The organism is Larkinella knui (assembly GCF_003858645.1).
GTDB classification, from domain to species: domain Bacteria; phylum Bacteroidota; class Bacteroidia; order Cytophagales; family Spirosomataceae; genus Larkinella; species Larkinella knui.
On record NZ_RQJP01000001.1, the window covers coordinates 1,258,162 to 1,283,476 of the forward strand.

23 protein-coding genes and 2 tRNA genes are annotated in these 25,315 nt (G+C 50.8%); 8 read left to right on the plus strand and 17 right to left on the minus strand.

The annotated features are described in order from the left end of the window. Positions 1-77: 77 nt before the first annotated feature. From EHT87_RS05115 to EHT87_RS05125, 3 genes are all read right to left on the minus strand, one after another. Positions 78-1,559 (minus strand): helix-turn-helix domain-containing protein, encoded by a 1,482-nt coding sequence (locus tag EHT87_RS05115; RefSeq protein WP_124904497.1) that lies wholly within the window; start codon positions 1,557-1,559, stop codon positions 78-80. Between the two features lie 116 nt (positions 1,560-1,675). Then, positions 1,676-2,134 (minus strand): hypothetical protein, encoded by a 459-nt coding sequence (locus EHT87_RS05120; RefSeq protein WP_124904499.1) that lies wholly within the window; start codon positions 2,132-2,134, stop codon positions 1,676-1,678. A gap of 190 nt (positions 2,135-2,324) precedes the next feature. Next, the gene (locus EHT87_RS05125) at positions 2,325-2,747 is read right to left on the minus strand and encodes an OsmC family peroxiredoxin (protein WP_124904501.1); all 423 of its coding nucleotides are present in this window, start codon (positions 2,745-2,747) and stop codon (positions 2,325-2,327) included. Between the two features lie 132 nt (positions 2,748-2,879). On the opposite strand from EHT87_RS05125, the gene EHT87_RS05130 reads away from it, so the two are divergent. Next, positions 2,880-3,593, plus strand: coding sequence for an MBL fold metallo-hydrolase (locus tag EHT87_RS05130; RefSeq protein WP_124904503.1), 714 nt, complete (start codon positions 2,880-2,882; stop codon positions 3,591-3,593). Between the two features lie 124 nt (positions 3,594-3,717). On the opposite strand, the gene EHT87_RS05135 is transcribed toward EHT87_RS05130, so the two are convergent. The 7 genes from EHT87_RS05135 to EHT87_RS05165 all read right to left on the minus strand — a co-directional run bounded on the left by EHT87_RS05135 (position 3,718) and on the right by EHT87_RS05165 (position 9,510). Further along, positions 3,718-3,805 (minus strand) — tRNA-Ser (locus EHT87_RS05135). 62 nt (positions 3,806-3,867) lie between these two features. Further along, entirely contained in the window at positions 3,868-4,935 is a 1,068-nt protein-coding gene (locus EHT87_RS05140; RefSeq protein WP_124904505.1) for an asparaginase, read from the minus strand. 2 nt (positions 4,936-4,937) lie between these two features. Further along, on the minus strand, positions 4,938-5,717 hold the full coding sequence (locus EHT87_RS05145) for a TatD family hydrolase (protein WP_124904507.1): 780 nt from the start codon (positions 5,715-5,717) through the stop codon (positions 4,938-4,940). Continuing rightward, positions 5,714-6,706, minus strand: coding sequence for a glycosyltransferase (locus EHT87_RS05150; protein WP_124904509.1), 993 nt, complete (start codon positions 6,704-6,706; stop codon positions 5,714-5,716). Before EHT87_RS05150 ends, EHT87_RS05145 begins: the two co-directional genes overlap by 4 nt. After that, a complete protein-coding gene (locus tag EHT87_RS05155; RefSeq protein WP_124904511.1) occupies positions 6,703-7,350 on the minus strand; it encodes a polysaccharide deacetylase family protein in 648 nt (215 codons plus the stop codon). Before EHT87_RS05155 ends, EHT87_RS05150 begins: the two co-directional genes overlap by 4 nt. 33 nt (positions 7,351-7,383) lie before the next feature. Beyond that, complete coding sequence (locus tag EHT87_RS05160) at positions 7,384-8,517, minus strand: glycosyltransferase (RefSeq protein ID WP_124904513.1); 1,134 nt, start codon at positions 8,515-8,517, stop codon at positions 7,384-7,386. Between the two features lie 6 nt (positions 8,518-8,523). Further along, positions 8,524-9,510, minus strand: coding sequence for a lysylphosphatidylglycerol synthase transmembrane domain-containing protein (locus EHT87_RS05165; protein WP_124904515.1), 987 nt, complete (start codon positions 9,508-9,510; stop codon positions 8,524-8,526). A 33-nt stretch (positions 9,511-9,543) separates the two neighbouring features. Between EHT87_RS05165 and ruvC the strand changes: the two genes are divergently transcribed. The 3 genes from ruvC (at position 9,544) to EHT87_RS05180 (ending at position 10,819) form a co-directional block, all read left to right on the plus strand. Beyond that, on the plus strand, positions 9,544-10,143 hold the full coding sequence (ruvC, locus tag EHT87_RS05170) for a crossover junction endodeoxyribonuclease RuvC (protein ID WP_124904517.1): 600 nt from the start codon (positions 9,544-9,546) through the stop codon (positions 10,141-10,143). A gap of 174 nt (positions 10,144-10,317) precedes the next feature. After that, positions 10,318-10,518: a hypothetical protein gene (locus tag EHT87_RS05175; protein WP_124904519.1), complete on the plus strand. Its 201-nt coding sequence runs from the start codon at positions 10,318-10,320 to the stop codon at positions 10,516-10,518. A gap of 7 nt (positions 10,519-10,525) precedes the next feature. Beyond that, positions 10,526-10,819: a PAAR domain-containing contractile injection system baseplate protein gene (locus EHT87_RS05180; RefSeq protein WP_124904521.1), complete on the plus strand. Its 294-nt coding sequence runs from the start codon at positions 10,526-10,528 to the stop codon at positions 10,817-10,819. A gap of 35 nt (positions 10,820-10,854) precedes the next feature. Here the strand turns inward: EHT87_RS05180 and EHT87_RS05185 are convergent, their stop codons facing one another. Next, the gene (locus tag EHT87_RS05185; protein WP_124904523.1) at positions 10,855-12,918 is read right to left on the minus strand and encodes a thioredoxin domain-containing protein; all 2,064 of its coding nucleotides are present in this window, start codon (positions 12,916-12,918) and stop codon (positions 10,855-10,857) included. A gap of 158 nt (positions 12,919-13,076) precedes the next feature. Here EHT87_RS05185 and EHT87_RS05190 point away from each other — a divergent pair, with 158 nt between their 5' ends. The 4 genes from EHT87_RS05190 (at position 13,077) to EHT87_RS05205 (ending at position 16,176) form a co-directional block, all read left to right on the plus strand. Beyond that, positions 13,077-13,865 carry a glycerophosphodiester phosphodiesterase gene (locus tag EHT87_RS05190; protein WP_185716145.1) on the plus strand — a complete coding sequence of 263 codons (789 nt, stop codon included), beginning with the start codon at positions 13,077-13,079 and terminating at the stop codon, positions 13,863-13,865. Positions 13,866-13,873: 8 nt separating this feature from the next. Then, positions 13,874-14,671: a glycoside hydrolase family 16 protein gene (locus EHT87_RS05195; protein WP_124904527.1), complete on the plus strand. Its 798-nt coding sequence runs from the start codon at positions 13,874-13,876 to the stop codon at positions 14,669-14,671. Positions 14,672-14,758: 87 nt separating this feature from the next. Beyond that, positions 14,759-16,078 carry an MFS transporter gene (locus EHT87_RS05200; RefSeq protein ID WP_124904529.1) on the plus strand — a complete coding sequence of 440 codons (1,320 nt, stop codon included), beginning with the start codon at positions 14,759-14,761 and terminating at the stop codon, positions 16,076-16,078. A gap of 23 nt (positions 16,079-16,101) precedes the next feature. Next, positions 16,102-16,176 (plus strand) — tRNA-Val (locus tag EHT87_RS05205). Positions 16,177-16,222: 46 nt separating this feature from the next. On the opposite strand, the gene EHT87_RS05210 is transcribed toward EHT87_RS05205, so the two are convergent. The 6 genes from EHT87_RS05210 to EHT87_RS05235 form a co-directional block, all read right to left on the minus strand. Beyond that, positions 16,223-17,266, minus strand: coding sequence for an alginate O-acetyltransferase AlgX-related protein (locus EHT87_RS05210; protein ID WP_124904531.1), 1,044 nt, complete (start codon positions 17,264-17,266; stop codon positions 16,223-16,225). A 10-nt stretch (positions 17,267-17,276) separates the two neighbouring features. After that, the gene (locus EHT87_RS05215) at positions 17,277-20,003 is read right to left on the minus strand and encodes a hypothetical protein (RefSeq protein ID WP_124904533.1); all 2,727 of its coding nucleotides are present in this window, start codon (positions 20,001-20,003) and stop codon (positions 17,277-17,279) included. 141 nt (positions 20,004-20,144) lie between these two features. Next, on the minus strand, positions 20,145-20,918 hold the full coding sequence (locus tag EHT87_RS05220) for a glycosyltransferase family 2 protein (RefSeq protein WP_124904535.1): 774 nt from the start codon (positions 20,916-20,918) through the stop codon (positions 20,145-20,147). Positions 20,919-21,089: 171 nt separating this feature from the next. Continuing rightward, positions 21,090-22,301, minus strand: a complete 1,212-nt coding sequence (locus tag EHT87_RS05225) for an acyltransferase family protein (protein ID WP_310587512.1) — start codon at positions 22,299-22,301, stop codon at positions 21,090-21,092. Between the two features lie 73 nt (positions 22,302-22,374). Beyond that, positions 22,375-23,526: an acyltransferase family protein gene (locus tag EHT87_RS05230; RefSeq protein WP_124904537.1), complete on the minus strand. Its 1,152-nt coding sequence runs from the start codon at positions 23,524-23,526 to the stop codon at positions 22,375-22,377. Between the two features lie 21 nt (positions 23,527-23,547). Continuing rightward, a complete protein-coding gene (locus tag EHT87_RS05235; protein ID WP_124904539.1) occupies positions 23,548-25,248 on the minus strand; it encodes a hypothetical protein in 1,701 nt (566 codons plus the stop codon). Positions 25,249-25,315: the final 67 nt, after the last annotated feature.

Below are 25,315 nucleotides of genomic sequence, written 5' to 3' on the forward strand. Positions count from 1 at the left end.
GGCTCACTCATTAAACCGAACAGAAAACATGCGTCAGCCAATTCTTAACCTCTTAACTTTTAATTCTTAACTTTTCCTTAGTTCAACTCTTCCAATGCCTTTTTCATGGCGTCGATCTGGCGCTTTTTCTGTAATCCCGTTGGGGCGGCCACCCGTTCGCGGCAGTCGAAAATACCGCATCGCTCGCAGGCTTCGTTGACAATCCGCTGGGAAATATCGGGCGATAACGGATTCAAAAACCGCATTTTACTTTTGAGGGTATCGGTCATTTTAAAACACATCGATACGCTCATATTTTGCTGCTGGTGAGGCTGATACGGCTGGGCTACGGACACAATAAAAAAGGTGTTCCCCGTATCGGCGTAGGTCGATAGCTGGGCCTGACACAAAGCACCGACATAATTCTTTTTCTGCAAAAACGCCAGCTCCTGGAGAATCGTCAGGGCCACCCAACGGCGGCAATAATGCTCATCGACCATGCTTTTCGGACCTTGCTGGCGGGTCAGGTGCATTTCCTTGGTCAGATGGAAATTGGTTTGCCCGGCGGTATTGTTAAACCGGTAGAAGAACAATTGATCGATGCCGAAATGCTTGGGGAGCAGGTTGCTGAGCCGGTAAAAAAAACGTTCAGGAGTGGCGTTGAAAGACTGAATCAAGCCTAGAAAAGCGTCATTACTCCAGTTGGGCTGGTCGAAAATTTCCTGCAAACGCGCAATGAGATCGTCCCGGCGAATCAGGATTGTTCCGGCAAAATACGAGGCTTTATAATTGTTCAGAATCTGTTCGAACGACTCCGCTTCCACGTACGAATAGGTATAAGGCCGGATTTTCAGATTCATGTACTGAAATCCCACTTCGCGGGCCAGAATGAACGTTTTCTGTTCAATCGACAGGTGATTGTTGAGGTAGAGCGTGCCGGATTCCGGACGGAAAACGGAGCGTAAACCGGCCAGCTCCGGGTTCGTCTCCCGGCTGAAAGTCAGAATTTTGTAATTATACCGGGTTCGTAACAGGCTGCTGAGTAAGCTCTCATCGACCAGCGAATGACTGGACGCAAACTCCGTTAAAAACCGGTCGCCGTCCTGCTCGATGTCTTCGAAATAGTTGTCGTGCATTTCCTGATACGACCGCAGTACCGCCATGTATAACCGTTCGACGCTGACGTGATAACTCCGGCCGATGTTCATGATCGTTGAAATCATGGCGCTAACTTTGGCGGGCGCTTCTGCCAGCAATTCGAGCAAATCGGAAGGGTCGATACCCAATAATTCGAGCGGTATTTCGGTTAAAAACCGGGAGCGAAGCAGTTCAGAAATCGGCTCCAGTTTCTTGCTGAGTTTGAGCGAAACCAAGGTGTCATAATCCACATCCATCGCCCGGGCCAGGGCGGCAATCTTATCGGTTTTGGGGTATTTCCGGCCTTTTTCAATTTCGGTCAAATACGAAACCGAAAGCCCCGAGATCTGGCCCAGTTCACTGATCGACAACCCTTTATCCAACCGAATTTGTTTTAATTTCAGGCCAAAAAGCAATCGGATATGATCGGTGTATACAGCCACTAGGTCGGGATGGTTAAGAGATTGATGGTAGTAAAAATACCGCTAAAAACAACGGTAAACAAAAAAGTCCACCCGGATTGATGACTTCCGGGTGGACTTTACAGACAAAAGACACTTTATCGTTTAGAACCTTTATAGGATCTGGTCCATTTGGCCACCGTGCCGCTTTGGTTTACCGTAGTGACCGATGTAACGGTTACCACTTTGCCTTCGAACAGGCCCGAGCCTAAAAATTCGGCATCGTATTGCTTGTTGCCTAACCTCATTTGGTCGCGGGTCCGATTGATCGAGAACTTCGTACCGTCTAATTTAACGACATCCGTGACACTGCTTAAACCCGGAAATTCGGTGGTCATTTTGAGTTCATTCGCAGCGTCGCCTTTACTGAATGTAATCAATCCTTTACCGCTGTCTTCGTTGAAATCGATGGTGCCAATTAGCGTTTTTGACGTATAATCAATGTCGTAGATACCGATGTACTGTTCCCGAGGATCAACATTCTCTGCTTCAGAATCGCCTTTTTTACAGGACGCTATGCTCAATACCAGGATGAAAAGAATGACGATTTGTCTCATTTGGCCAATGCTGTTTTTCAAAGTTGAAAATGTAGATAAAAGGCTGTTTCGCTATAAAACGAAATTGGGGGGCTATATGGTATAATAGCGGGAAAGGACGGGCCAAAAAGGGAAGTATTCAATGAAGAAAGACCACTAAAGAATGAAGTCAAAGCATTCATTATCAGTGGTCTTTCCGGATTTTTGTACGTTATTCCAGCGTTGCGTCGACGCTGATGGCGGTATTGAATAATTTTGAAATCGGGCAATTTTTTTCGGCGTGTCCGACAAGCTCGTCGAATTTTTCTTTCGTAATACCGGGTACGCTGGCTGTTACGGTCAATTTCGAACTGGTGATGCTGCTGCTGGCGGGATCGAGCGTAACGACTGCTTTGGCATCGATGAAGGTAGCGGTAAAACCGGCTCCCTGAATGTTAAACGCTAATTGCATCGCAAAACAACCCGAGTGTGCGGCTGCTGCCAGTTCTTCCGGATTTGTGCCAACGCCGTCGGCAAAGCGGGTATTGAATGAATATTGGGTCCCGTTGAGCACCGTGCTGGCGGTGGTAAGGGTACCTTTTCCGTCTTTGCCCGAACCTTCCCAATGGGCCGTAGCATTGCGTTTGATTTCCATATAGTGGATGAATTTGGGTTTGAGCCGGAAAAGTAAGAAATGTTGCGGATAGCCCGGTAACTATTCTTAGGCTTTGGCTTAAAAATAGTAGAATTGGGGCCAAATTGTCGATCCTTCGTAAAACTGAACCTAATGCAAGTACTCAAAAATCTATTTCAAGTCGGCGGAGATTTAAACGGGATTACCTTCGACCAGCCCGGAGCCTTATGGAATGATGCGAATTCGTACGTTCTGAAGACCGCCCAGGGGCTGATTCTGTTCGATTGTGGCTGTGGGGATACGATGGAGCAAATCTTTGCCAACATGCGGTATTGGGATCTTTCGCCCGATGACATTCGGGTTTGTTTCCTGACCCATGCGCATTACGATCACGCTGGCGGAGCGCACCTCCTGAAAGAGCGCGGGGTTAAATTCATAGCCATTGGCGAAACGGCGGATGCCGTGGCTTCCGGTGATGAACGCTGTTGCGGGTATCTCTATCACAAAATTTTCCAACCCGTAACCGTGGACCAGCTAGTCGTTGACAGCCAACGGCTTACCGTTTTGGGAGTTGAGATTGAGGTGATGCACCTGCCCGGGCACAGCAGGGGATGCACGGCTTTCCTTTTCAATTGGGAGCAGAAACGGGTCGTTATCAGTGGCGATGTGATTGGGACGCTGTTGAGTGGCGATTTCGGCTGGAGTGGTTCCATCGATTTCGACAAAACGATGTATACGGAATCACTGCGTCGGTTTGCCAAAGTCGATACTGACCTGATGCTGCCCGGTCACGGAATGATTTATTTTCACAAACCCCGCCGTCGGGTCGAAGAAGCTTTAAACTCGGCTCTGATGCAGTGGCGATAGGTCAACTGTACCGGGAAACCCGCAGGAACTGCCCCCAGGCTGCGGTGCAGCCGAACCGGTTTAAGCGGAGCAGTTGGTATAATAACAAAATAACCCGCTCATTATGAGCGGGTTATTTTGTTTGCAGAGAGAGCGGGATTCGAACCCGCGATACGCTTTAGACGTATACACACTTTCCAGGCGTGCTCCTTCAACCACTCGGACACCTCTCTGTGCTGAATCGGGATGCAAAGATGACGGTTATTCCTGAAATTTACAACCGGTTTTTGAAAGCTCACAGACTCATTTCTCCACAAATCGGCGTAACCAGACGTTTTTTCAGCGTTTCAGGATCGGGTTCATTGGCCAGCAGAAACATTAATTTCGTGATGGCGGCTTCGACCGTACAATCACTGCCGCTCAAAACGCCGATTTCAGCCAGCACTTTACTCGTTTGGTAGCGGCCCTGCGTCACCCGGCCGCCGTCGCACTGGGAGACGTTGAAAATGACCAGCCCGCGGTCGATGGCACTTTCCAGGGCGTTTAGAAACCAGGTTTCCGTCGGCGCATTTCCGGAGCCGTAACTTTCCAGCACCATGCCTTTCAAACCCGGTATTCCGAGAATAGAACTGATAATCTGATGGTTGATTCCCGGAAATAGCGGTAATACGACGACGTGCGTGTCCATTTCCTCGTAAACCGTCAATTTCGACTGTGGCCGGTACGGCTTAATAAAAGGCGTGTTGTATTCGATATTGACGCCGGCCATGGCCAGATGCGGGTAATTCTCAGACTGAAAAGCATTAAAATGAACGCTTTCTTTTTTCTTCGCCCGGTTTCCGCGAAGCAGCAGCGAATTGAAATAAATGCATACTTCCGGCACCATCGGACGACCGTTTTCCTGCGCAGCTGCAATTTCCATCGCCGTAATAAAATTTTCCCGGGCATCGGACCGCGCCACCCCGATGGGCAATTGCGCGCCGGTTAGAATGACCGGTTTGTACAGCCCTTCGAGCAAAAAACTCAGCGCAGACGCTGTGTAAGCCATTGTGTCCGTGCCGTGCAGAATCACGAAACTGTCGTAGGCATCATAATTTTCCCGAATAATCCGGGCCAGCGCAATCCAGTTCAATGGCCGCATGTTCGACGAATCGATCAATTCGTTCAGCACGACGACGGTCAGTTCGAAATCCAGCCGACGGATTTCGGGCACACGGTCCAGAATCTGTTCAAAATCAAAAGGTACTAACTGATCATTTTGCCGGTCATAGACCATGCCCAGCGTTCCGCCGGTATAAATAACCAGAACGGATGAGCGCGATTGACCGGGTAAAACCGGATTGATGTGAATGGTGCGGTACATGCTTATCGTTGCAGGAGTTGGTGGGCATTTCGGGTAGTCTGCTCATCGACCACATTGAGCGGAATCTCTTTCAAATCAGCAAGCCGTTGCGCAATCAGCTTCAGATAGGCCGGTTCATTTCGCTTGCCGCGGTAGGGAACGGGAGCCAGATAGGGCGCGTCGGTCTCGAGCACCAGGTGTTCCAGATCGATGTGCGGAAGCACTTTATCCAAACCGCCATTTTTGAAGGTCGATACGCCACCGATGCCCAGCTTGAAACCCAGATCGATGGCGCGCCGGGCTTCATCGACGGTGCCGACAAAGCAGTGAAAAATACCGTTCAGGTTTGGTAGAGCCAGTTTTTCGATCAGGTCGGCCGCTTCAGCAAACGCGTTGCGGCCACCATTGGCGCCGGATCGGCTGTGGATCGAAACCGGTAAATTGCGCTGGGAAGCCCACTGTAACTGGATCGTAAACGCTTCGAACTGGCGGTCGATGTGGGTCAAATCCCAGTAAAAATCCAGACCGATTTCGCCAATGGCAATGAATGAATACCGGTTGAGCCAACTTTCGGCGGTGGCCAGTTCGTCCTCAACGGTTTCACCGACGTAGCAGGGATGAAGCCCCATCATCGGCAAACAGCGGTCGGGAAACTGACGGGCGAGCGCCATCATGCCGTCGATGGTTTCGGTTGCGCAGTTGGGCATCCAGATTTGGGAAACGCCCTGTTGTTCTGCCGCCATCAACATGGCGTTTTTATCATCGAATTGAAGGTCGTAAATATGGGCGTGGGTGTCAATCATGGATACGTTCGGCCTTTCCAGACCACCTTTGTTGGTAACAAATAGTAAATAAGCGTAATCAAATATCCGATGTGCAGGTAAAACTCGTAGCCAGCTAAAGAGGTCAGCAAGTCCCACCGGCGAAACCGGTTTAGAATCCAGAGCAACTGGACCGTCTGGGTAACAAATTTGATGATCCAGATGGTTGCAGCCAGCGCCGGAGACCCGAAGGCCAGGGCAATCAGGAACGGGTAATAGACCAGTTGGAGGAGGAAAAGCAGGATAAAGTAAACCGGCAATTGCAACGCACCGACCATCCAGCGTTTTCGTTGTTGCAACCAACTTTTCCAATTTGGTAACGGGCGGGTTGTCGCCAGGACGTCGCGATTGAAAAGATGTCCAAACAAAAAACCGCGTTGAACCACCTCCCTGAAAAGCTGGTAATCTTCGACGACGGAAAAGGGCAGATTTTCGTAACCGCCCACGGCATCATAGGCCGTTCGTCGCACGGCCATATTATTGCCCATCGCCGTGACCGGAATAGTCAGATCGGCAAATTGTTTGATCAGAAATTGACCATAAAACCAATCGACCGCCTGTAGACGCTGAAACCAGTTTTGGCCCATAATCTGCGTACAACCCGTCAGGATGCCGATTCCGGGCTGTTCGAACGGTTTGATCATGCCGTCAATCCAGCCGGGAGCTACTTCACAGTCGGCATCGGTGAACAGCAGAATCCGGCCCCGGGCGTGCTGGGCGAGCTGCGCCAGCACGTTGGCTTTTCCGGCCTGTTGACCCACGCGCCCGATGATCGTAAAAAGCCGGAAGTGTGGTTTGTCTTTGATAAAATCGCCGACCAGCGAGCCGGTTTTATCCTCCGACTGATCGTTGCCGATCAAAACTTCGTAGCGATCCGGCGGATACTGAAGTCGTTCGATGGACTGAAGACAGCTTAAAATGGTATCTTCCTCGTTGCGGGCGGCAATCAGAATGCTGGCGTCAATCTTCACGAAGCCGAAGTCTTTAAGCCGGCCGTTTGGGGCAAACCGTCAAAACGATAACCGAGATCTGAAAAATGAGCAAGAACGCGGGGCAATGCATAACTCATTCGGGGCCAGGCTTTAATGCTGTCGTGGAACAGAATGATGGAACCTGGTTCGGTGTGCTTCAGGGTTTTCTGCAACACCACCTCGGGTTGGAGCGACAACGAAAAATCGCCCGTCAGCACATCCCACATAATGACATCATGGGTTTTCAGAACTTCAGTGCCCTGACTGCGTTTCAGACGGCCGTAGGGCGGTCGAAAAAGCCGGGTAGCCGTTCCCAGCTGTTGCTGACATTGGCGGAAGTTTTCCAGATACGGTTCGTCCTCGGTTTTCCAGCCATTCATGTGGTTAAAGGTATGATTGCCAACGGAGTGCCCGGCTTGCTGAACCAAGTTAAAAATACCGGGATGCTTCCTGACATTATCGCCAATGCAAAAAAAGGTCGCTTTCGCCTGAAATTTTTGCAGGGTTTGCAAGACAAACTCGGTGACTTCCGGGATCGGTCCGTCGTCGAACGTCAAATAAATAATCTTCTCCTGGGTGCGAACGCGCCATTTAAAACGGGGGTAAAGGGCCCGAAGGAGAAAATTCGTTTTATGTAAAAACATAGAATCAGTTCGTCAGGGCGGTTTTTGATACGGTTAACGCAGGGTCCGGCCTTTCCAGTTAAATCCTTTTTGCTGGGCTGCCAGGCCAAAAAAAACGACGTAGAGCGGGTAAACCAACTGCGTTACCGGAATCCAGAGAATGCTTGCTTTCTTTTTCAGAAACGCCAGTACGGAGCCCAAAAATAGCCACTCCGGTACAGCTTTCAAGGCTACGATGCTGAAAAGTTGATCGCCCGTCAGATTCGATAGAAAATAGCCGACCAGAGCGATGGGTACGGCCAGATTACTCGCGAAAATAAAAACCGCTAACACCGACGGCAACCAACTTTGATAAGCTCGCCATTTGCTGGCCCATCGTTTCCGCTGCTGGTAGAAAGCCTGCAAGGTAGGCTGGGGAGCCGTATGAACGATGGCATCCGGACTTTTCAAGAATCTAACACCGTTAGGATAGTGGCTGGCGATCTTGTGCATGAGCAATTCATCGTCACCGGAAGCCACATGGTCGATGCCATCAAAACCGCCTACAGCTTCAAAAACGCGCTTTTCGTAGGTCAGATTCGCTCCATTGCACATGGTTGGCGAACCCATTTCCATGGTGCAGGCCCCCGCACCAATGAGACTGCTGCTCTCGACAGTTTGTAAATTACCAAAAACGGTATGATCGGGGTTGAAACTGATCGGCCCACTGATAAGCCGGGCACCGGTATGCTGGTAGAAAGCCGCAATGGTTGCCAGCCAGCGCGGCCCCACACGGCAATCGCCGTCGGTCGTTACAATCAAATCGCCGGTTGCCACGGTAATACTCTGCCGGATTGCGCGTTTTTTGGGAGACGTGGTGGGCTCGTTGGCAAGGGGCAGGGGGCACAGGAAATACGACATCTGATCGACTAGCGACTGCGTGATTTTCAGCGTGTTATCCGTTGAGGAATCGTCTGCTACGATTACTTCAAAATGAGCAGCCGAATACGTTTGATTCTGTAAATCCTGGAGTAAAAGGGGTAATGTATAGGCTTCGTTTCGGACGGGGATAATAACACTTATCTTAGGTAAATTGGTGAACACCAACGAATCGGGAGCTTTAAAAATCGTCATTCGCCACCACTTACTAGTCAGGATCAGCGTAAATAGTGCATAGACTAGAGATATACTTAATAGGGTATAATACATTATCAATCAATGGTTTGAAAGCTTTAATTTCCAGACCCAGAATAAGCCGGCCAAAACCGGAGCTAGAATATTGAAAAGCCAAAGGGTGAGGGTTGCCGATAAAATTTGTGGAGCCGGCACCTGCCATTGTCCGAATACGAGCATGGAGGTTGCCTCCCGAACACCCAGATCACTCAGCAAATTAAACGCGGGAATAATCGTTTTTCCCAGGTAAACCAGCCCGATACCCGTCACGGTTTCCCGAATTGGTAAATGAATGCCGAAGATGGTGAGGGCAAAATAGAACTGGAGCGAGAACGTCAGGTAGCGGAGTGAAGCTGCACCGAAGGCCTGCAGGAGTTCGGCGGTGGTGTAATGCGATGCCACCGACCAGTATTTTTCCCAGCGACGCACCCACCGAACCTTGGAATGGAGTACCCGATGGCGCTGCCACGTAGCCAGAACCGCAAGAAGCAGCGTCAGGACCAGGGCAAAGAACAGGAGCCATTGGGCAACCGGCAGATCTCCCGAGCCGTAATAAAGCTGGCTATACAAGGCGATGGTTCCGAAAAATACGGCGGCTAAAAACTGCATGCCGCCCGAGACGAGCGCGGCACCAATGCCCTGCCAGCGTTGGTCGGAGCGGAGCGAAAGCAGACGCCCGGCCGTGTCGCCCAATTGCGCCGGTAAGGCAAATCCCATCGCCAGGCCAGCCAGCACGCCCTGGGTGGCTTCCTTCAGCGAAAGCGGTTCGACTCTCCGAACCAGAATTTGCCATTTCAGAGCTTCCAGCAACCAGTTGACGGGCGTAAGCAGAAGCAGGAGAATGGCGGGCCAGCTGAACCAGTTGGCGGCTTTCCAGTAGGCGCGGACCGACTGGAGGTCATGTTGCTGGCGATGCAGGGTAAAAATAATGTAGCTGACAATGAGGACTAGAATACCGATTTTTGACCAAAAGACGATTTTTTTGGTAGTTGAATACGTTCTTTGAGGGACGAACCCGTTACTTTGCATAATAGAGTTGCTAAAACGCCGTACGACCATTCCATGCCAATCCCACTTGCTGCTTCCGAACTTGAATCGTACGACAAAATTATTCTGGGAGTCGACCCCGGAACGCAGATCGCAGGCTATGGCGTCATCCGAATTCAAAAAGATCAGATGAGTATGCTGCAATACGGTGTCATTCACCTGAGCAAATATAGCACCCACGAACTGAAATTGAAGAAACTCTTTGACCGGATGATACAGCTCATCGAAGAACACCTGCCCGATGAAATGGCGATCGAAGATCCGTTTTTTGGAAAAAACGTTCAGGCCATGCTGAAATTGGGTCGCGCCCAGGGAGTGGCGATGGCCGCAGCCTTGTCACGCGGTATTCCGATTGTCGAATATTCTCCGCGCCGGGTGAAACAATCCGTGACCGGGAACGGAAATGCGTCCAAGGAACAGGTATCACACATGGTCGGGCATTTGTTAAACGCCGAGCTCAATCCCGAGTTTTTCGATGCAACCGATGCACTGGCGATTGCCATCTGTCATCATTTTCACAAAAACGCCTTGCCCGGTACGAAATCAACGGGTAAAAAGTCAAAAAAAGGCGCCTGGTCGGCTTTCGCCAACGAAAATCCGGGTCGGATTTCGTAGCAAAAGTTGGTAAATGCGTGAAAAAGGTATTTTTTACGCTGCAAAACAGGGGAAACTACGCAGTGAATTGTCGCCGATAGCTTCTACTTTTGATCATCCAAACGGATCAGCGTTTCCTCAAGGGTCTAGGCCGGTTGCAATGCGGAAACCAGACGTAAAAATTGGCTTACTGGTATGAAAAAAGTAATCACACACCGATTGATGTTAGTCGCCCTCTACCTGCTGGTCGGCTTAGGACTTACGACACTAGGTCGTTCGCAGGTTCGGACTAAAAATTTGAGCATCGTTAATGGCAAGACCATATTCAGCCATAAAAAAGGGGCCTCTTATCCCAGTGGCGTTTATATGGTGCTGAAAATGATAAAAATAATTTAACAACGGCATGGGAATGCCAGCCGCCCGCGTTGGTGATATGCACGTTTGCCCGCTCGTAACGGGGGCCGTGCCGCATGGGGGAGGCCCGGTTTTGCCGCCGGGTCAGGCCGTAGTTCTCATTGGCGGCCAGCCCGCGGCTTGTGTTGGTGCTATGTGTAGGTGTGCCGGACCTCCGGACTCAATTGTGAAGGGATCGGCCACGGTTTTCATTGGTGGAAAACCGGCTGCCCGTCAGGGTGATACGACTGCCCACGGCGGCACGATCTTGCTGGGGTTGCCCACCGTTTTAATCGGTGGTTAAAAATTTCTGCTTTCTGAATCAACTTCGCCCTCTTTTTATTCTCCTAACGTACTAAAAGCCGCTTCAACAGTCGTTACCGGCAATTGACAGGCCCGGTTGTAACAGACGTAAATGGCCGTCTGGCCGTTCAGCGGTGTGCGGTTTTCCAGTAGCGGCAAGTCACTTACGGTTTCCGTTCCGGCCAAAACTTTATTGGGATAAAACCGCTGGTCGATCTCCCGACGGCGTGTTTCAGCCTCCGTTCCCACGATGGCAATTTCGGCAGTTGGTTGCACCCGCATGGCATACAGTGCGGCCCAATGGGTCAGGTAGTCGGCATTTTGTTGCAGCAACGGCTGAACCCGCCCCAGCATGGCATTGGCCAGGTCTGTGTAAGCCGGTGCTCCATCGACCGGTTTTTCCAGTAAGAGGCTGAGGGTGTAGAGATTATGCGCCATGATGGAGTTTGACGCCGGTATGACATTGTCAAATACTTCTTTTTTTCGGGCAATCAGGGTTTCACCGGCCTGGTCGGTGAAAAAGAAAAGGTGGTCCTCTTCATCCCAGAAATGATCCAGCGTATACCGGGCCAGGCGATCGGCTTCGAACAAATACGATTCCCTGAAAGTGGCCTGATACAAAGCCAGGTATCCGTCGATTACCGCGGCATAATCTTCCAGATAAGCGGTAATTGTGGCATGACCAGCCGCGCCGTTTACGCCGGATTTGTAACTATGCCAGAGTTGGCCGGTGGCCGGGTTAGTCAATTTTTCCCGAATAAAACCGGCATTCCGTTCGGCTAGTTTTAAAAAAGAATCCGCTCCGAAAACCCGGTAGGCAGTAACTAATCCCTTCAACATCAAGCCATTCCAGGAACACAGAATTTTGTCGTCCAAACCGGGGCGGATTCGCGTAGCGCGGACGGCCATCAATTTCTGGTGAGTTGCGGTGAGCTTTTCGGCTAGTTCGGTCAGCGTCCAGCCCTGCATCCGGGCAAAGTCTTCATCGGCAATGACCCGGTGGAGAATATTGCGACCTATGCCCTCGTGTTCCTCCCAGTTGCCATCGGGAGCAAGGTGATACAACTCGCTGAACCAGCTAAAGTCATCGTCCAGAATCGCCCGCAGTTCGGCTGTCGTCCAGGTATAAAACTTCCCTTCAACGCCTTCGCTATCGGCATCCAAAGCCGAGTAAAAACCGCCTTCCGGACTGGTCAGCTCGCGTTGAAGAAAGTCGATTGTCTGGAAAACCGTCTGGCGATACAACGCACTTCGGGTAAGACTATAGGCTTCGGAATAGAGGGAAACCAATTGGCCGTTGTCGTAAAGCATTTTTTCAAAATGCGGTGCAAACCATTGGTCATCAACCGAATACCGGGAAAAGCCGCCACCGATCTGGTCATAAATTCCACCAAGGGCCATAAAATTGAGCGTCCGGCTAAGGTGGCTTAGGGCCTCCTCATTTTTAGTAATGAAATAATACCGCAGCAGAAAACCGTAGATGCTCGGCATTGGAAATTTAGGCGCCCGGCGTGGCCCACCCTTGACGGGATCGAACGATCCGGCGAGTTTCTGGTACATGGAATCCAGTAATTCGCGGGTAAAAGCCGGGGCCGCATCAGTCAGGTAATACTGCTCCGAAACGCTCATATTCAACTGCTGCGCAAAACCGTCAGCCGAATCGGCCAGTTGATCACGGTGTTCGTCAAAAGCGGACCGTACGCTGGTCAGTAAGTTAACCCATTGATTGGGTGGGAGATAGGTCAGTCCGTAGAACGGTTTGGCATCGGGCATCAGGAACACATTCAACGGCCAGCCGCCCTGCACACCCATGGCCTGGACGGCATCCATGTAAATGGAATCGACATCCGGGCGTTCTTCCCGGTCGACTTTGATGCAAACGAAATGGTCGTTCATGACCTTCGCAACCGATTCATTTTCAAACGATTCGCGCTCCATCACGTGGCACCAGTGGCACGCCGAATAACCAATGCTAACCAAAATCGGTTTATTCTCCAGTTGCGCTTTTTGTAGCGCTTCCGGCCCCCACGGAAACCAATCGACTGGATTGTGAGCGTGTTGCAGCAAATAGGGACTCGTTTCCCGGGAAAGTCGGTTCATGAAGGGTATGGGCAGGGTTGAACTGTAAAATTAACCGCGTTTATCGGCCAGAAGTTTAGCCTGTTCCTTATTTTTAAGGATTAGGTGATTATTTAGACCGTACTTATCCGATTTTTGAAGAAAAAGACGACTTTTACGAATGAATGTTTAATCATAGTATGAAGAATTGCATACGGTCTGTCATCTTCGGTTTGTTGTTCGTTGCGTGTTCCTCAAAAAAAGATCCGGTTTCGACACCTGTTTACACCACGAAAGTGATTGCCCATCGCGGAGCCTGGAAAGCCGTTGGTGCGCCCGAAAATTCGATGGCATCGCTACGGCAAGCCATTCGATTGGGTTGTTACGGCAGTGAATTCGATGTGCAGATGGCGGCTGATTCGGTTTTGTTTATCAATCATGATACGTCTCTTCAGGGTATTTCAATCGAAACGACACCTTCTTCAAAACTTCTGGCCTTGAAATTGAGCAATGGAGAAACGTTGCCGACTTTACAGTCTTTTCTGGCTGAAGGTGTTCAGCAGGCTAAAACGCGGCTAATGATTGAAATAAAAGGGTCCAGAATTAGCCAGGACCGTACGTTTGCTACGGCCCGAAAGGCCATTGAACTGGTGAAGGCTATGAAAGCCCAGGCGTTGGTGGAATACAGCAGCTTCGATTATGAAGTTTGTAAAAAAATGCGCCAGATCGACCCCACGGCCAACGTTGTCTACCTCAATGGCGATCAGACGCCGGAACAGGTAGCAGCGGACAAACTTTCGGGTTTGGATTATTACTACGGAATATTTATCTTAAAAGAAGACTGGATTCGGCAGGCACAACAGAAAAACCTAACGGTCAATGTCTGGACGGTGAATGAGACACTAAGCATGAAATGGTTTCTGGAACGGAAAGTGGATTTCATAACGACCGATGAGCCCGAACGCTTACTGGACCTTCTGAAGCAGTAACTTAGCCTATGAATTATTCTTTTTTAGTGGTTGCGCTCTTTGCGGTATTCTTCACTGCCTGTAAACACAAGGCCGAACCTGAACCCAAGCCGGCGTATAAGCTGGTGTGGGGTGACGAATTTAGTTATACCGGCTTGCCCGATTCCACGCGCTGGACGTATGAAGTTGGTTTTAGCAGAAATAAAGAGGCTCAATATTATTACCCCAAACGGCTGCAAAACAGCCGGGTTGAAAATGGTAATCTGGTGATTACGGCTTTAAACGACAATTTTCAATCGAATCCGATCAGTTCCGCCAGTGTCATTTCGAAAGGGAAAGCCGAATTTTTGTACGGCAAAATCGAAGTTCGGGCCAAAATGCCGGATGGTAAAGGGGCCTGGCCGGCCATCTGGACGTTGGGTAAAAACCGGGATGTGGTGGGTTGGCCGGCCTGTGGCGAAATCGATATAATGGAATGGCTCGGCTTGGCTCCCCAGTTTGTTTTCGGGAGTCTCCACAAGGCGGATGCAAGCGGTAAGGATGCTCCATTAATCAGTATTTCGCCCGCCACCACTGATTTGTCTACTACTTTTCATACCTACACCCTCGAATGGAGTGAGACCCAGATCCTGATGTATATCGACGATTTCAATTATGCGATCTATAAAGCCAGTGATCTTACCCCGGCCGAGTGGCAGCAGTTTACCAAGCCGCATTACCTGTTGTTAAATCTGGCGTTGGGTGGAACCAGCGGAGGCTTCATTGATTACACCAAGTTTCCGTTTACGTTCACCATCGATTATGTCCGGTATTATAAAAAAGAGTAGAGAAACAAGGATTGAATTACTGGTTTTACTACTATTAAGTCTGATTTTCCAAATCGTTCATTCTTAAGTTCCTAAGTCCTCTTTTTTATGAAAAATGACCCCCGTATCATCAATGCCTGGTGTCTTTACGACTGGGCTAATTCTGTCCATTCCCTGGTTATCGTCTCCAGTATTTTTCCGGTTTATTTCAGCGCAACGGCTTTGAATGAAGCGGGCGGAAACGTCATTTCATTTCTGGGATTCTCGGTTAAAAATTCAGTCCTCTTTTCGTATTCGGTTTCGGCCTCTTTCCTGCTGATTGCGCTGTTGAGCCCGTTTTCGTCGGCCCTGGCCGATTATAGCGGTCAGAAAAAAGCGTTCATGAAATTCTTCTGTATTCTGGGTTCCATCAGCTGTGCGCTGCTGTATTTTTTTACGCAGGAGACCACCACCTTTGCGGTTTTCTGTTTTATTCTCAGCATGGTGGGATGGGGGGGCAGCATTGTTTTTTATAATTCGTATCTGCCCGAAATTGCCACGGAAGACCAGATTGACCGCGTTAGTGCGCGTGGCTTTACGATGGGTTACATCGGCAGTGTCCTGCTGATGGTTTTCAACCTGACGATGATTCTGTTTCCGCACTGGTACGGCGGCATGTCGAGCGCCATGGCCTCCCGGATTTCATTTCTGACCGTCGGCATCTGGTGGTTTGGTTTCGCGCAACTTTCATTCCGGTATTTGCCAGCGGCCGAACGCCGAATCCGGACCGCTACGTCGGCTGGCTGGCTGTTTAATGGCTTTCGGGAATTGAAAAAAGTCTATTCTCAGGTCCAGAAACAGAAGATGCTCAAACAGTTTTTGCTGGCATTTTTTATTTACAACATGGCGGTTCAAACCGTGATGTACATTGCCACGATTTTTGGCAGCGATGAATTAAAATTGCCCGCCCAAAGCCTGATCATTACCATTTTATTGATTCAATTGATTGCCATTCCGGGCGCCATTCTTTTCGCGCGACTGTCCGGACGGTTCGGCAACATTTACGCCTTGATGATTGCCGTAACGATCTGGGTTGGTATTTGCGTGGGGGCCTATTATGTGATGACTGAAACCCAGTTCTATGTGCTGGCCGTTGTTGTTGGGCTCGTTATGGGCGGTATTCAGGCGCTTTCGCGGGCGACCTATTCCAAACTGATCCCCGAAGGCACGCAGGACACGGCTTCGTATTTCAGTTTTTATGACGTTACCGACAAGCTATCGATCGTAATTGGAACGCTGATGTACGGGCTAATCGAGCAAATTACGGGGAGTATGCGCAACAGTGTCCTGGCGTTACTGGTCCTGTTTGTGGCCGGATTACTGCTTTTGTGGCGCATTCCATCACAAAAAGTTTACCGGGTGCGTTTGGAAACCGAAGAAATCTCCTAATTTTGTGACCCTGAAACCACCACAGGATGTTAGCTCAGTTGGTTCAGAGCGCCGTCTTGACAGGGCGGAGGTCAGCGGTTCGAGCCCGCTACATCCTACTTCACGAAGCTTATCACTTGACTGTGATAAGCTTTTTTGTTGATATCAGGGGGTGTCGGCATTCAATCGTTTGGTCACTTCCCGCATCCAGATGGCCCGACCCTCGCAATTCCAGTGGGCATCACTGGTTTCATACAGCGGAACCCGGCTGGCTTTGTACGGCGTGTATACATCAATCGCCGGGATCGTCAACCGTGGACTTTGCTGGACGCGTTCGATGAGGTGATTGTAGGGCAGTGGTCCCATTCCCGGTGCGTAAATACTGGTTTTGTTGGGAATAATGGACAGATAAACATGGTCGAAACCGGCTTTTTTATAGCGATCGGCCACCACGTTAATGGTGTCGATGTAATGATTCAGGAGCGAGTCAGAAATGGGTTTGAACGAAGAGTTAATTAACGAAGTGTCTGTATCCATGTAATACAGAAGGTGTTGGCCGTCCGGTGTCAGCGTGGTTCGGGGATTCACCCGACCGAACCAGTCCAGAGTTAACCAGGCTTTCAGATCTTTAAACCACAGCGCCCAGTCCGTAAAAAACAAGATGGTTTCCAGACGGCCTTCCACGGCATCCCGGGAAAAAAGCGTTTCCATTTCCTTCGTAATCTGCTGCCACGTTAGCCGGTTTTGGGGTTGCGGTTCTGCCCTGGTCGTATCCGAAACCACCTTCAGATCCGTAATGTACTTGCCAAACTGATTCCGGAAATGGCGCTCAACGGTTTCAATAATGAGCGTGTTGGTTTTGGTCGTGTCCAGTTGAACGCGCCGGTCAAATCCCCATTTGGTCCGGTGAAAATAGTCAATCGGAAAATCCTTCAGGGTCACGCGCGGAGGTTCGGAAAAGCTGTCGCCGATGATGTACAAATGGATGGGTTTACGCGGGCTATCGGCCGGATAGGCGGGCGGGCAGGGAATTTGCAGGGCCTTGAACTGGGGCAGATTGGCCATTCGGTAGAGATCCCCAAAGCGGTAATCGTCGGGTATAAGTCCCTTTTTTTGCGCAGAATTCATGACATCGGAATTACAACTCCCGATGTAAATAAGAATTGAAACCAGCAGAATCAGATACCGGGCAATAACGCCAATTTTCATACATGACAGGTTAACGCAACTTCACCGACCAGATCTGAACGGCTTTGTTGTCGGTACTATACACAAATAATTTGTTTCGGGTGGGTGAAAATTGCAGTTCCACCGGAAAATTACCCGGAATGGGCCGGTCGCCGACGGGATGACCCGCCAGGTCGTACAGGGTGGTAAAATTGCCGGATTTTACGCTGATCAGACTCACTCCGGAACCCAGAACGTGATACCGGATGGTGGTCTGCCCCGGCCGCAGGCCCCGCACCTCAAACAGAGAATGGCCTTTCCGATCGAGAATAGCCGCTTCGGTATCCGACGTCCGCAGCAATAAATAGCCATTCTGATTGACTTCGGGCAGCAACTGGAACGAGCCCCGGCGAATGGGTCGGAACAGCTGATTTCGCTCCAGAATCTGCCCTTCGGACGAAATACTCGTTAGTTCACCTTGCCGGGTCAAGGTCGTGATCGTGGCCGGATTACCGGTTTCCAGCCAGGCCGGCCCCGTTACTTCCGCCTTTAAATCAACCGGAAAACCGGGGACAGAACCCCCATTTTCATTCCAGTAATACAATTTTCCTTCTTTCTGCACCGAAATCACGGCAAGGGATTGATTCCGAACGGGGGCGTGAAAGGCCGAAACGCCCGCGCCTTCGGTGCCCGTTACGGCAAACGATCGCACAAATCGTTTTTGCTGCCGGTCAAAACCGTAAACACTGCCATTGTGGTGAGCCATCAGCAGAATCAACGTCCGGTTTTGATCGCGACGGGGTGCCATCAGGGTTGCCGGTTCGAGTCCTTCGGGGAGCGGGAACGATTGTAGTTTGGCTAAACCGTTGACCGGGTCGGCGATGTAGAGTGAGCGGGGTGTGGCAAAAACGTATTGCAAGCGCCCGTTGTTCAGGAAATCGACCGGAACCAGTGGGCTGACCACGGGGCCGTTGACCGTGCCCAGCGTGTGTTTTTCGCCTTCCGGTGTAATGAGGATAAACTGCTGCGCATTGTCGACCGCCCAGATGACGCCGGAACTACCAACGAAATCGCCGATGACCATCGGCTGACTGAGCAGAGGAGCGTTGAGGGGAAGCTTGCGCTGGAGAAAAACCCGGTTTAAAACCGCTTCACTGGCGCGTCGTGTGGTGTGGCCCAGGATGAGCGATGAATAAATCCGTTCCCGTCCGTAGGTACTTTGGTAAACCAGATTCTCGACGTTGTCTAGTGCCGTTTCGTCGTGATTCAGAAGTTGTTGCCAGGATTGGGGCCAGTTGGCCGTAACGGATTCTCCGGCCCGTGTAAACCGGGTATAGGCGGTAAAATTGGCGGGACGCAGGGTTTGGGTGAGCAAATCCCGCTGCCGGTACGATTCCGACCAGACCGTGCGCTGGTCGACCGATTGTAAGTATTCCTGTAAAACGCCCTGGCCATTGGCAATAACCAGGTAGTCGCCGACCTGAGCCAGCCAGTTCTGTTCGAAACCGCGAAACAGACCGCCAAACAGAAAAGCCGGTAAGTCGGGCGCTTCAATGGATGAAATTCGATACTGCAAAAAGGGTTTTGTGTTCGAAACATGATCCGTTCCGGACGCCAGCAGAGCCGCCAGCTGGTAGCGGTCCCACAGGCGGTCGACGTTGGGAGAGTGGATCAGCATCACCAGTCGCCGGTCGGCCGAAGGCGCATCCAGACGGAGCAGGGCAATCTCCGTCCCCACGTATTTATAAATTCCATTTTCCTCGTTCTGGAGCAGGGGACGAAGTTTTCGGCGCCCTTCGCGCGTATCGGGTTCGTCTTCCGAATTGATAAAAGCCGTCAGTGCTTTGCCAAAGCGAGGGCCATCACTCAGGCTAAAATGAAAAAAAGTGGTGGTCTGATCGGGAATCAGGTTACCACAGTTGATCCGAAAAGGCGTTTGCCGGTCGAAGAGATTGGCGAGTGCGGTTTTGGCCCCGATGTCGTCCGTCGAAAGACCGATGAGGTGGGAACGGGAGGGCGATTGACGGAACCGGGTCAGTAACTCCGTGGGCAATAAGGCTTTGATGTATTTGGACTGGTAGTCTGTACTCGCTTCGTGGGGTGATAAAATGGCCGACAAAACCGAACTGCGAACGTAGATTCCCGCCAGGTTGCCCGGCCGGATGAGCGAAACATCGGCCCGTTGCAGCGGTGTTTCCGTAAACGGTTGCTTCATTCGCCGGACGACACTTTCCATCAGAATGGTCGATGGACTTCCGACCAGGTAATCATCCAGCACGATAAAGGAGCCGAGCGATTCATTGCGCACCGTGAGCAATTCGTGAATTTTAGTATCCTCGTAAGGGTGGCTGAGAACCCGGAATCGGTCGGCATCCGGATTGAGAATCCGGTTGACAAACGGCTGATCCTGAAGCGAGCCGATGGGAATGTAAAAAATAAACCCAAGGCGGTCCTTCGACGTGGGGTGTAGCGAATACCAGACGGGTTTGTCGCGCAGAAACTGGAGGGCACTGGCCGTATCGAGGGGCGACCAGACGAACTTTTCAATACTTCGGGCGGCTTCCTGAAAAATCGGCGTTGTCTGAAGCGCCATTTCGTTGAGTTGCGCCTGTTTCGAGAGGGTATCCTGCAACGTCGAACTTTCAAGTACCAGCAGCGCATCCGATGGAATCAGCATCCAGGTCGATCGGGCGGGCGCTTTCCACCAGCGGTAGGCGAAATAGCCCCCCAGGATAAGCGTTAAAATACCGATTCCGATCCAGAGCTGTTTTTTGGTCATGTACGTGAATGCGAAGCAAGACGATCAGTAAAACTAAAATGCCGATGACGCAAACCGGCCGGATTTTCGCAGATAAACTCTGTGGCGATCCGTACAATCTGCGTCATCGTGGGCGAATGGTCGCTTTTGGCAGTTGGTTACTTACATTTTAACGGGCTGCTTGACATCGACGGCCTTCAGGGCTTTCACTTTCGAGCCCAGTTCCAGCCGGAATTCGGCCAGTTCCTGAAAGCTTTGAATACAAACTTTGATCAGTTTCCACCGTAAAATAGAGACTGTGCCCGTCAAACGCTCTTTATGAACGATGGGAATATCGAATGTTTTCTGACCGGCTTTCCGGGCCATGACCGCCAGAAAAATATTGGGCGCAAACGGCGTTGGAACTGGCAATTGTTCCAGCAGCTTTTTGAGGTAAACCCCGTTGATAAGACGGAACGGGATGTTGCTATCTTTAATATACGTTCCGTAGATTAGAAAGAGACTAAATTTCAGAATCCGGGTGATCACCAGCCGGGCGGGTGCATCGAACCGAATCTGGCGGTAGCCCAGAATGAAATTCGATTCATACCGCTTGGCCCACAATTTGGCAAAATCGTCGGTAACAAACTGGTCGTCGCTGTCGGTTTGAAACACATAATCGGACCCCAGCGCGACGGCATGATGATAGCCACGAACGACCGCGTTTCCGTGGCCGCCGTTGGGCGTATGAACCACCTCTAATTTGGTGGGATATTTTGGTTTCAACGAATCCAGAATGGCACCGGTGCGGTCTTTAGAGCCGTCGTTAATGACAATCAGACGCGTGTTTTCGGTTGGAAATTGACGGTTGAGTAAATCGACCCAGGTTTCTACAACTTCGTGGATACATTCTTCCTCGTTGTAGGCCGGCATTACTATTGAAAGGTGTAGACTCATTTGCTGGAGAGAAACAGGTTCATAGCACTACTCAATAGTTCTGATGATTAGCGAATAGTGCCGCTGTGATGATTAATGAAACAAAGATAGCGGAATAGGATATATATATTGTACTCCACCGGGTCTAACATTTATTTAATGGATCGCCGGGCCCGTACTGGCTGGGAATTTTCAGTATGAAAACCGGTCTTTCAGCGAATTGATCGGTTTTTCGAGCAGGAACCAGGACAGGGAAGCCACGATTACCGTCAAAATGGCAAAATAGAAAAATTTTAATACGAAGAACTGATCGATTGCGGGCACCAGCGTGGTCATTTTATTCCAGATCCGGATGGTTGGGTGGCTCGGCGGGGTGTGATAAAAATTGTATATCAGGTTGTGGAAGATGTATAAACCGTAGCTGATTTGCCCTAAATACCGGCTGACGGGGTTCTCCAGGAACCAACGCATCCAGCCTTTAAAACCAATCGCGGCCCGCCCGATCAGGAAGAAACCGAGCACTGATCCGGCCAGCCGGTCCCAGACTTCTGCCACCACATTATGCGGATCGTCGTAGGATTTGGCAACACCTACCAGCAAGACATAAACGGCCAGACTGGCGACGAATCCGGTGGAGGTGGAAAACAATTTCTGAAGCCATTCCTTTTTATAGAGCCACAGGTACGCCAGCAAAGCGCCCAAACCGAACGAATCCAGGCAGGCCGGGGTAAATACGTAAGCAACCACCCAGGAATAGTGTTGGGTGTAAAGAAAATACCGGAAGCAGACACTGCCCGCAATGAGGAGCCACATGGTCAGCGGAACCTGTCGGCGAGGGACGAAAAAAAGTAAAAGCGGGAAAATAAGATACACCTGTTCTTCCACTGCCAGCGACCAGAAATGATCGATAACCCCCATCCACTGCTGGTAGTAGGCAATGTAAATATTGGTGGCATACAAGACGCACCAGACTATTTTTTCGCGCACCAGCGGTACATTGGCAATAAACAGAATGAGCAGTGAAAAATAGTATAACGGAAAGATCCGGATGGTTCGTCGGATGTAAAATGTCTTGAGGTAAAAACTCAGTCCGTCGGGCCTTCCGGCCAGTTTCTCTTTGCTGCTGAGCAGAATCCGGGTGATGAGAAAACCGCTGAGAACAAAGAAGATCGTGACGCCCAGCGGGCCCAGCGGAAGGGAATTGCGTTCGGCCATCCAGTGGTCGTAGAGCACCAGCGCGACGGCAATAAACCGTACGCCATCCAGTTGGGTCAGGTACGAAATGGTTGACGACGATTTTGTCTGAGGTATAGTGGCCGATTGATCCACCGAAATAGCGGGTGATTTGGATAAATCGGCGTCCTTCGCTTCTCTTTTAAACCAACCCAGTTGCCCTGCGTCCACGTGTGATTGTCATGTTGGAAATGACCAAAAGTACGAACATCACCTTTAATTTGCCAGCAAACCGGAGAATTGTTCAGGAAGGGCTGTAGGCAAAGCGGTCTTTGAGCGCATTGAACGGTTTTTCAATGCAAAACCACGATACCGTTGCCACGGCCACGGTAATGCTGTAAAAAAACAAGAATTTCAGCGCCATATCGGCTCCGGTGCCGGTCAGAACGGGGAATTCGCGAAGAATCCGGTTCCAGGCGCGCACGGTGATAAAGTCGGGCGGAGTGTGGTAATAATTGAAAACCAGATTATGGAATAAGTACAATCCGTAGCTGATCCGGCCGAGGTAACTGCTGACGGGATGTTCCAGGAACCATTTCATAATTCCGCGATAACCAATCACACCTTTACCGATTAGAAAAAAGCAAAATACGGAGGTGAAAAAGCGGTCGAAGATATCGGTAAAACTATTTCGGGGCGGCAAGGTTGTCGACATAAGGTAAACATTGACGGCATACAAGGCCATACTGGCCAGCAGAAACCGGGGATTTCCGACCGTTTTGGTAAATTGCTCCGGGTAAAAAACCAGCAGATAGGCCAGAATACCGCCAAAACCAAAGGCGTCCAGACAGGTGGGCATCATGACAAACTGAATGATCCAGGATGCCTGTGTGGCGTATAAATACACGCGAACCAGCAGGGCCAGGGCAATTAAACACCCCAGAATGACCGGCAAACGGCGCAGCGGCATGAAAAGCACCAGAAACGGGAAAAAGAGGTAGTATTGTTCCTCCACCGCCAGCGACCACAGATGGTCCAGCGCACCGAACCAGGTGTGGTGAATCAGGATCCAGAAGTTTTGCGTATACGTCAGAAACCAGACCAGATTCTCGCGGGCCGCCTGAAATCCCACCACCGCCAGTATGATGAGTGTCAGGTAATAAACGGGAAAAATGCGCAGACTGCGCCGGATGTAAAATTGCCGCAGCGAATGCCGGTGTGAACGTTGAAGCCGGTCGTCGGCCTGCTTGCTGTGGATCAGAATCCGGGTGATGAGAAAACCGCTGAGGACAAAAAACAGATTTACGCCAAAATACCCCAGCGGCAAGCGGACTTTTTCGCCCAGCCAGTGATCGAACAGGACGAGCGTCACGGCCAGAAACCGGAGTCCGTCCAGCTGAATCAGGTAGTGTTTTTCTTTTTGAACGGATTCGGGCGCGGGTGTCAAAGGTGACATCGGTTAACGGAAACCAGTAGACTACCAGTTTTTCTTGATTTGATTAGCGGGTTTTCCGGCGGCAATGAGTTGACGTCCGGTTGCATAAAACCGCCATTCGTTCGCCGGCCCAACCGCCAGAATCTGGAGTGCATAGGTGCCGGCATCCAGTTCGGCTTCGAGGAACTGCGCCGTAAAACCGGAACCAAAGGTAGAACCGGGATTGATCCATCTCCGGCGGCTGCCGGACAGGTTTTGCCGGGATGGAAAAAGATAAATTCGGCGGGCCGACCGGGCAACCAGATACGCGCCCTCGTCGCGCAGTCCCAAAGCCGGAAATGAATCTACCCGGGTCACATAGTCGCCATCGACTTTGAACAAGGTATCCGGGCGAATGGTGGCGGTATTATTCGGGATTCGGTACAGGGATGGTAAAGTAGCATCGTAGAAAGCCGGGGCATTGTCGATCAGTTTCCGGGTGAGCGGATCGATGGTTGAAACGGGCCGGTTTTGCGTATACGTCCAGTTAAACTGACTGGTAGACAGGTATTTGCGTAAATAAATAGTTTCGTCCAGGTACGTAGTGTACGAAAAAAAGGCCATCAGGAAACTAAATCCCGTTGCCAGACCCGCCTTCAGCGGCCGCCGGGACGGACTGGATTGCGCAATCCAATACGTAAAAAGAAAGGCCAGCAAGGTGAGGGAATAGATTTTGTACCGACTGGTCGTTAAGGTTCCCATTCCAAAACCTACGCGGTTAAACGAAACGATCAGCCCCGTGCCCACGATGAAGGCGACGCCACCGAGAAAGAACAACTGCCACGGCGTCAGTTTGGTCCCCCAAAACCGCTGCCAAAGGGCCGAAAGGCTGATTACGGCGGTTATTCCAATGACCAGTATTCCCAGGACCAGGCAGGTGAGCATGAAATTCTGAATCGGAAAAGCCTCGGCCGAAGCGCCATGAAAGAGCATCCAGCCGTGAAACTTATCCAGGACTGAACCCTGATCAGTCGGATTGCCGGGCGGGTTTCCGTATCCCAGAAAATAAAGCCGGAAGGAAATGGCCAGAGCCGCCAGCCACCGCAGGACGCCCGCATAATCCTGCCGAAGAAAGATGAGAACCAGCCCCACCGGCCAGATCATCAAACCGTTGCCGCTGGTGATCGTGGCGGCAACGGCCAGCGCAATGGCCCGCCAGCCCACGCGGTTTTTAAATGCCAGTTCGTAAAACGTTGCCACGGCCAGCGCCACAACGGTGAAGTTTTGCAGAGCCGCCATGCCCCAGTACATGTTTTCCCACTGCGACAGATTAAACAACAGCAGCGAAACCGGCAAGGCCATCCAGATCAGGCCTCCGGCCCGGTGCAAAGCCCTGACAAACACGGCAAGTAACAAAACCAGGCTCAGATTTCCGACCACCATCAGGTGCACATAATTGAGCTTGCCGGTCAGGGTATAATCCAGCCAGGTGATCAGGCGGTCGTATACAATGCGGTGTTCGTTGTGTTGCTTGAAAAATTCGTAGACTTTATCGCGGAGCGTACCGGCTTTTTCCAGCTCCAGGAGAAATAATTTCAGCGCGTGGTCGTCGTATTTCGGAATATTGATGGCATACCGGCTGAACATCCAGGCATATACGAGGATGGGCACCAGCAATACCAGCCCGCCTACAACCAGGGATAGGCCGGAAGCTGCTGCTGGCCGAATGTCTTTCACCGGAAAAGGTTGTGTTTTCGATTCCATCAGGCCCTACAAAACGAGTAACTCTGCTAAACTCCGATTGCCTCCGCTTCTCTCCGCGAAACAACTC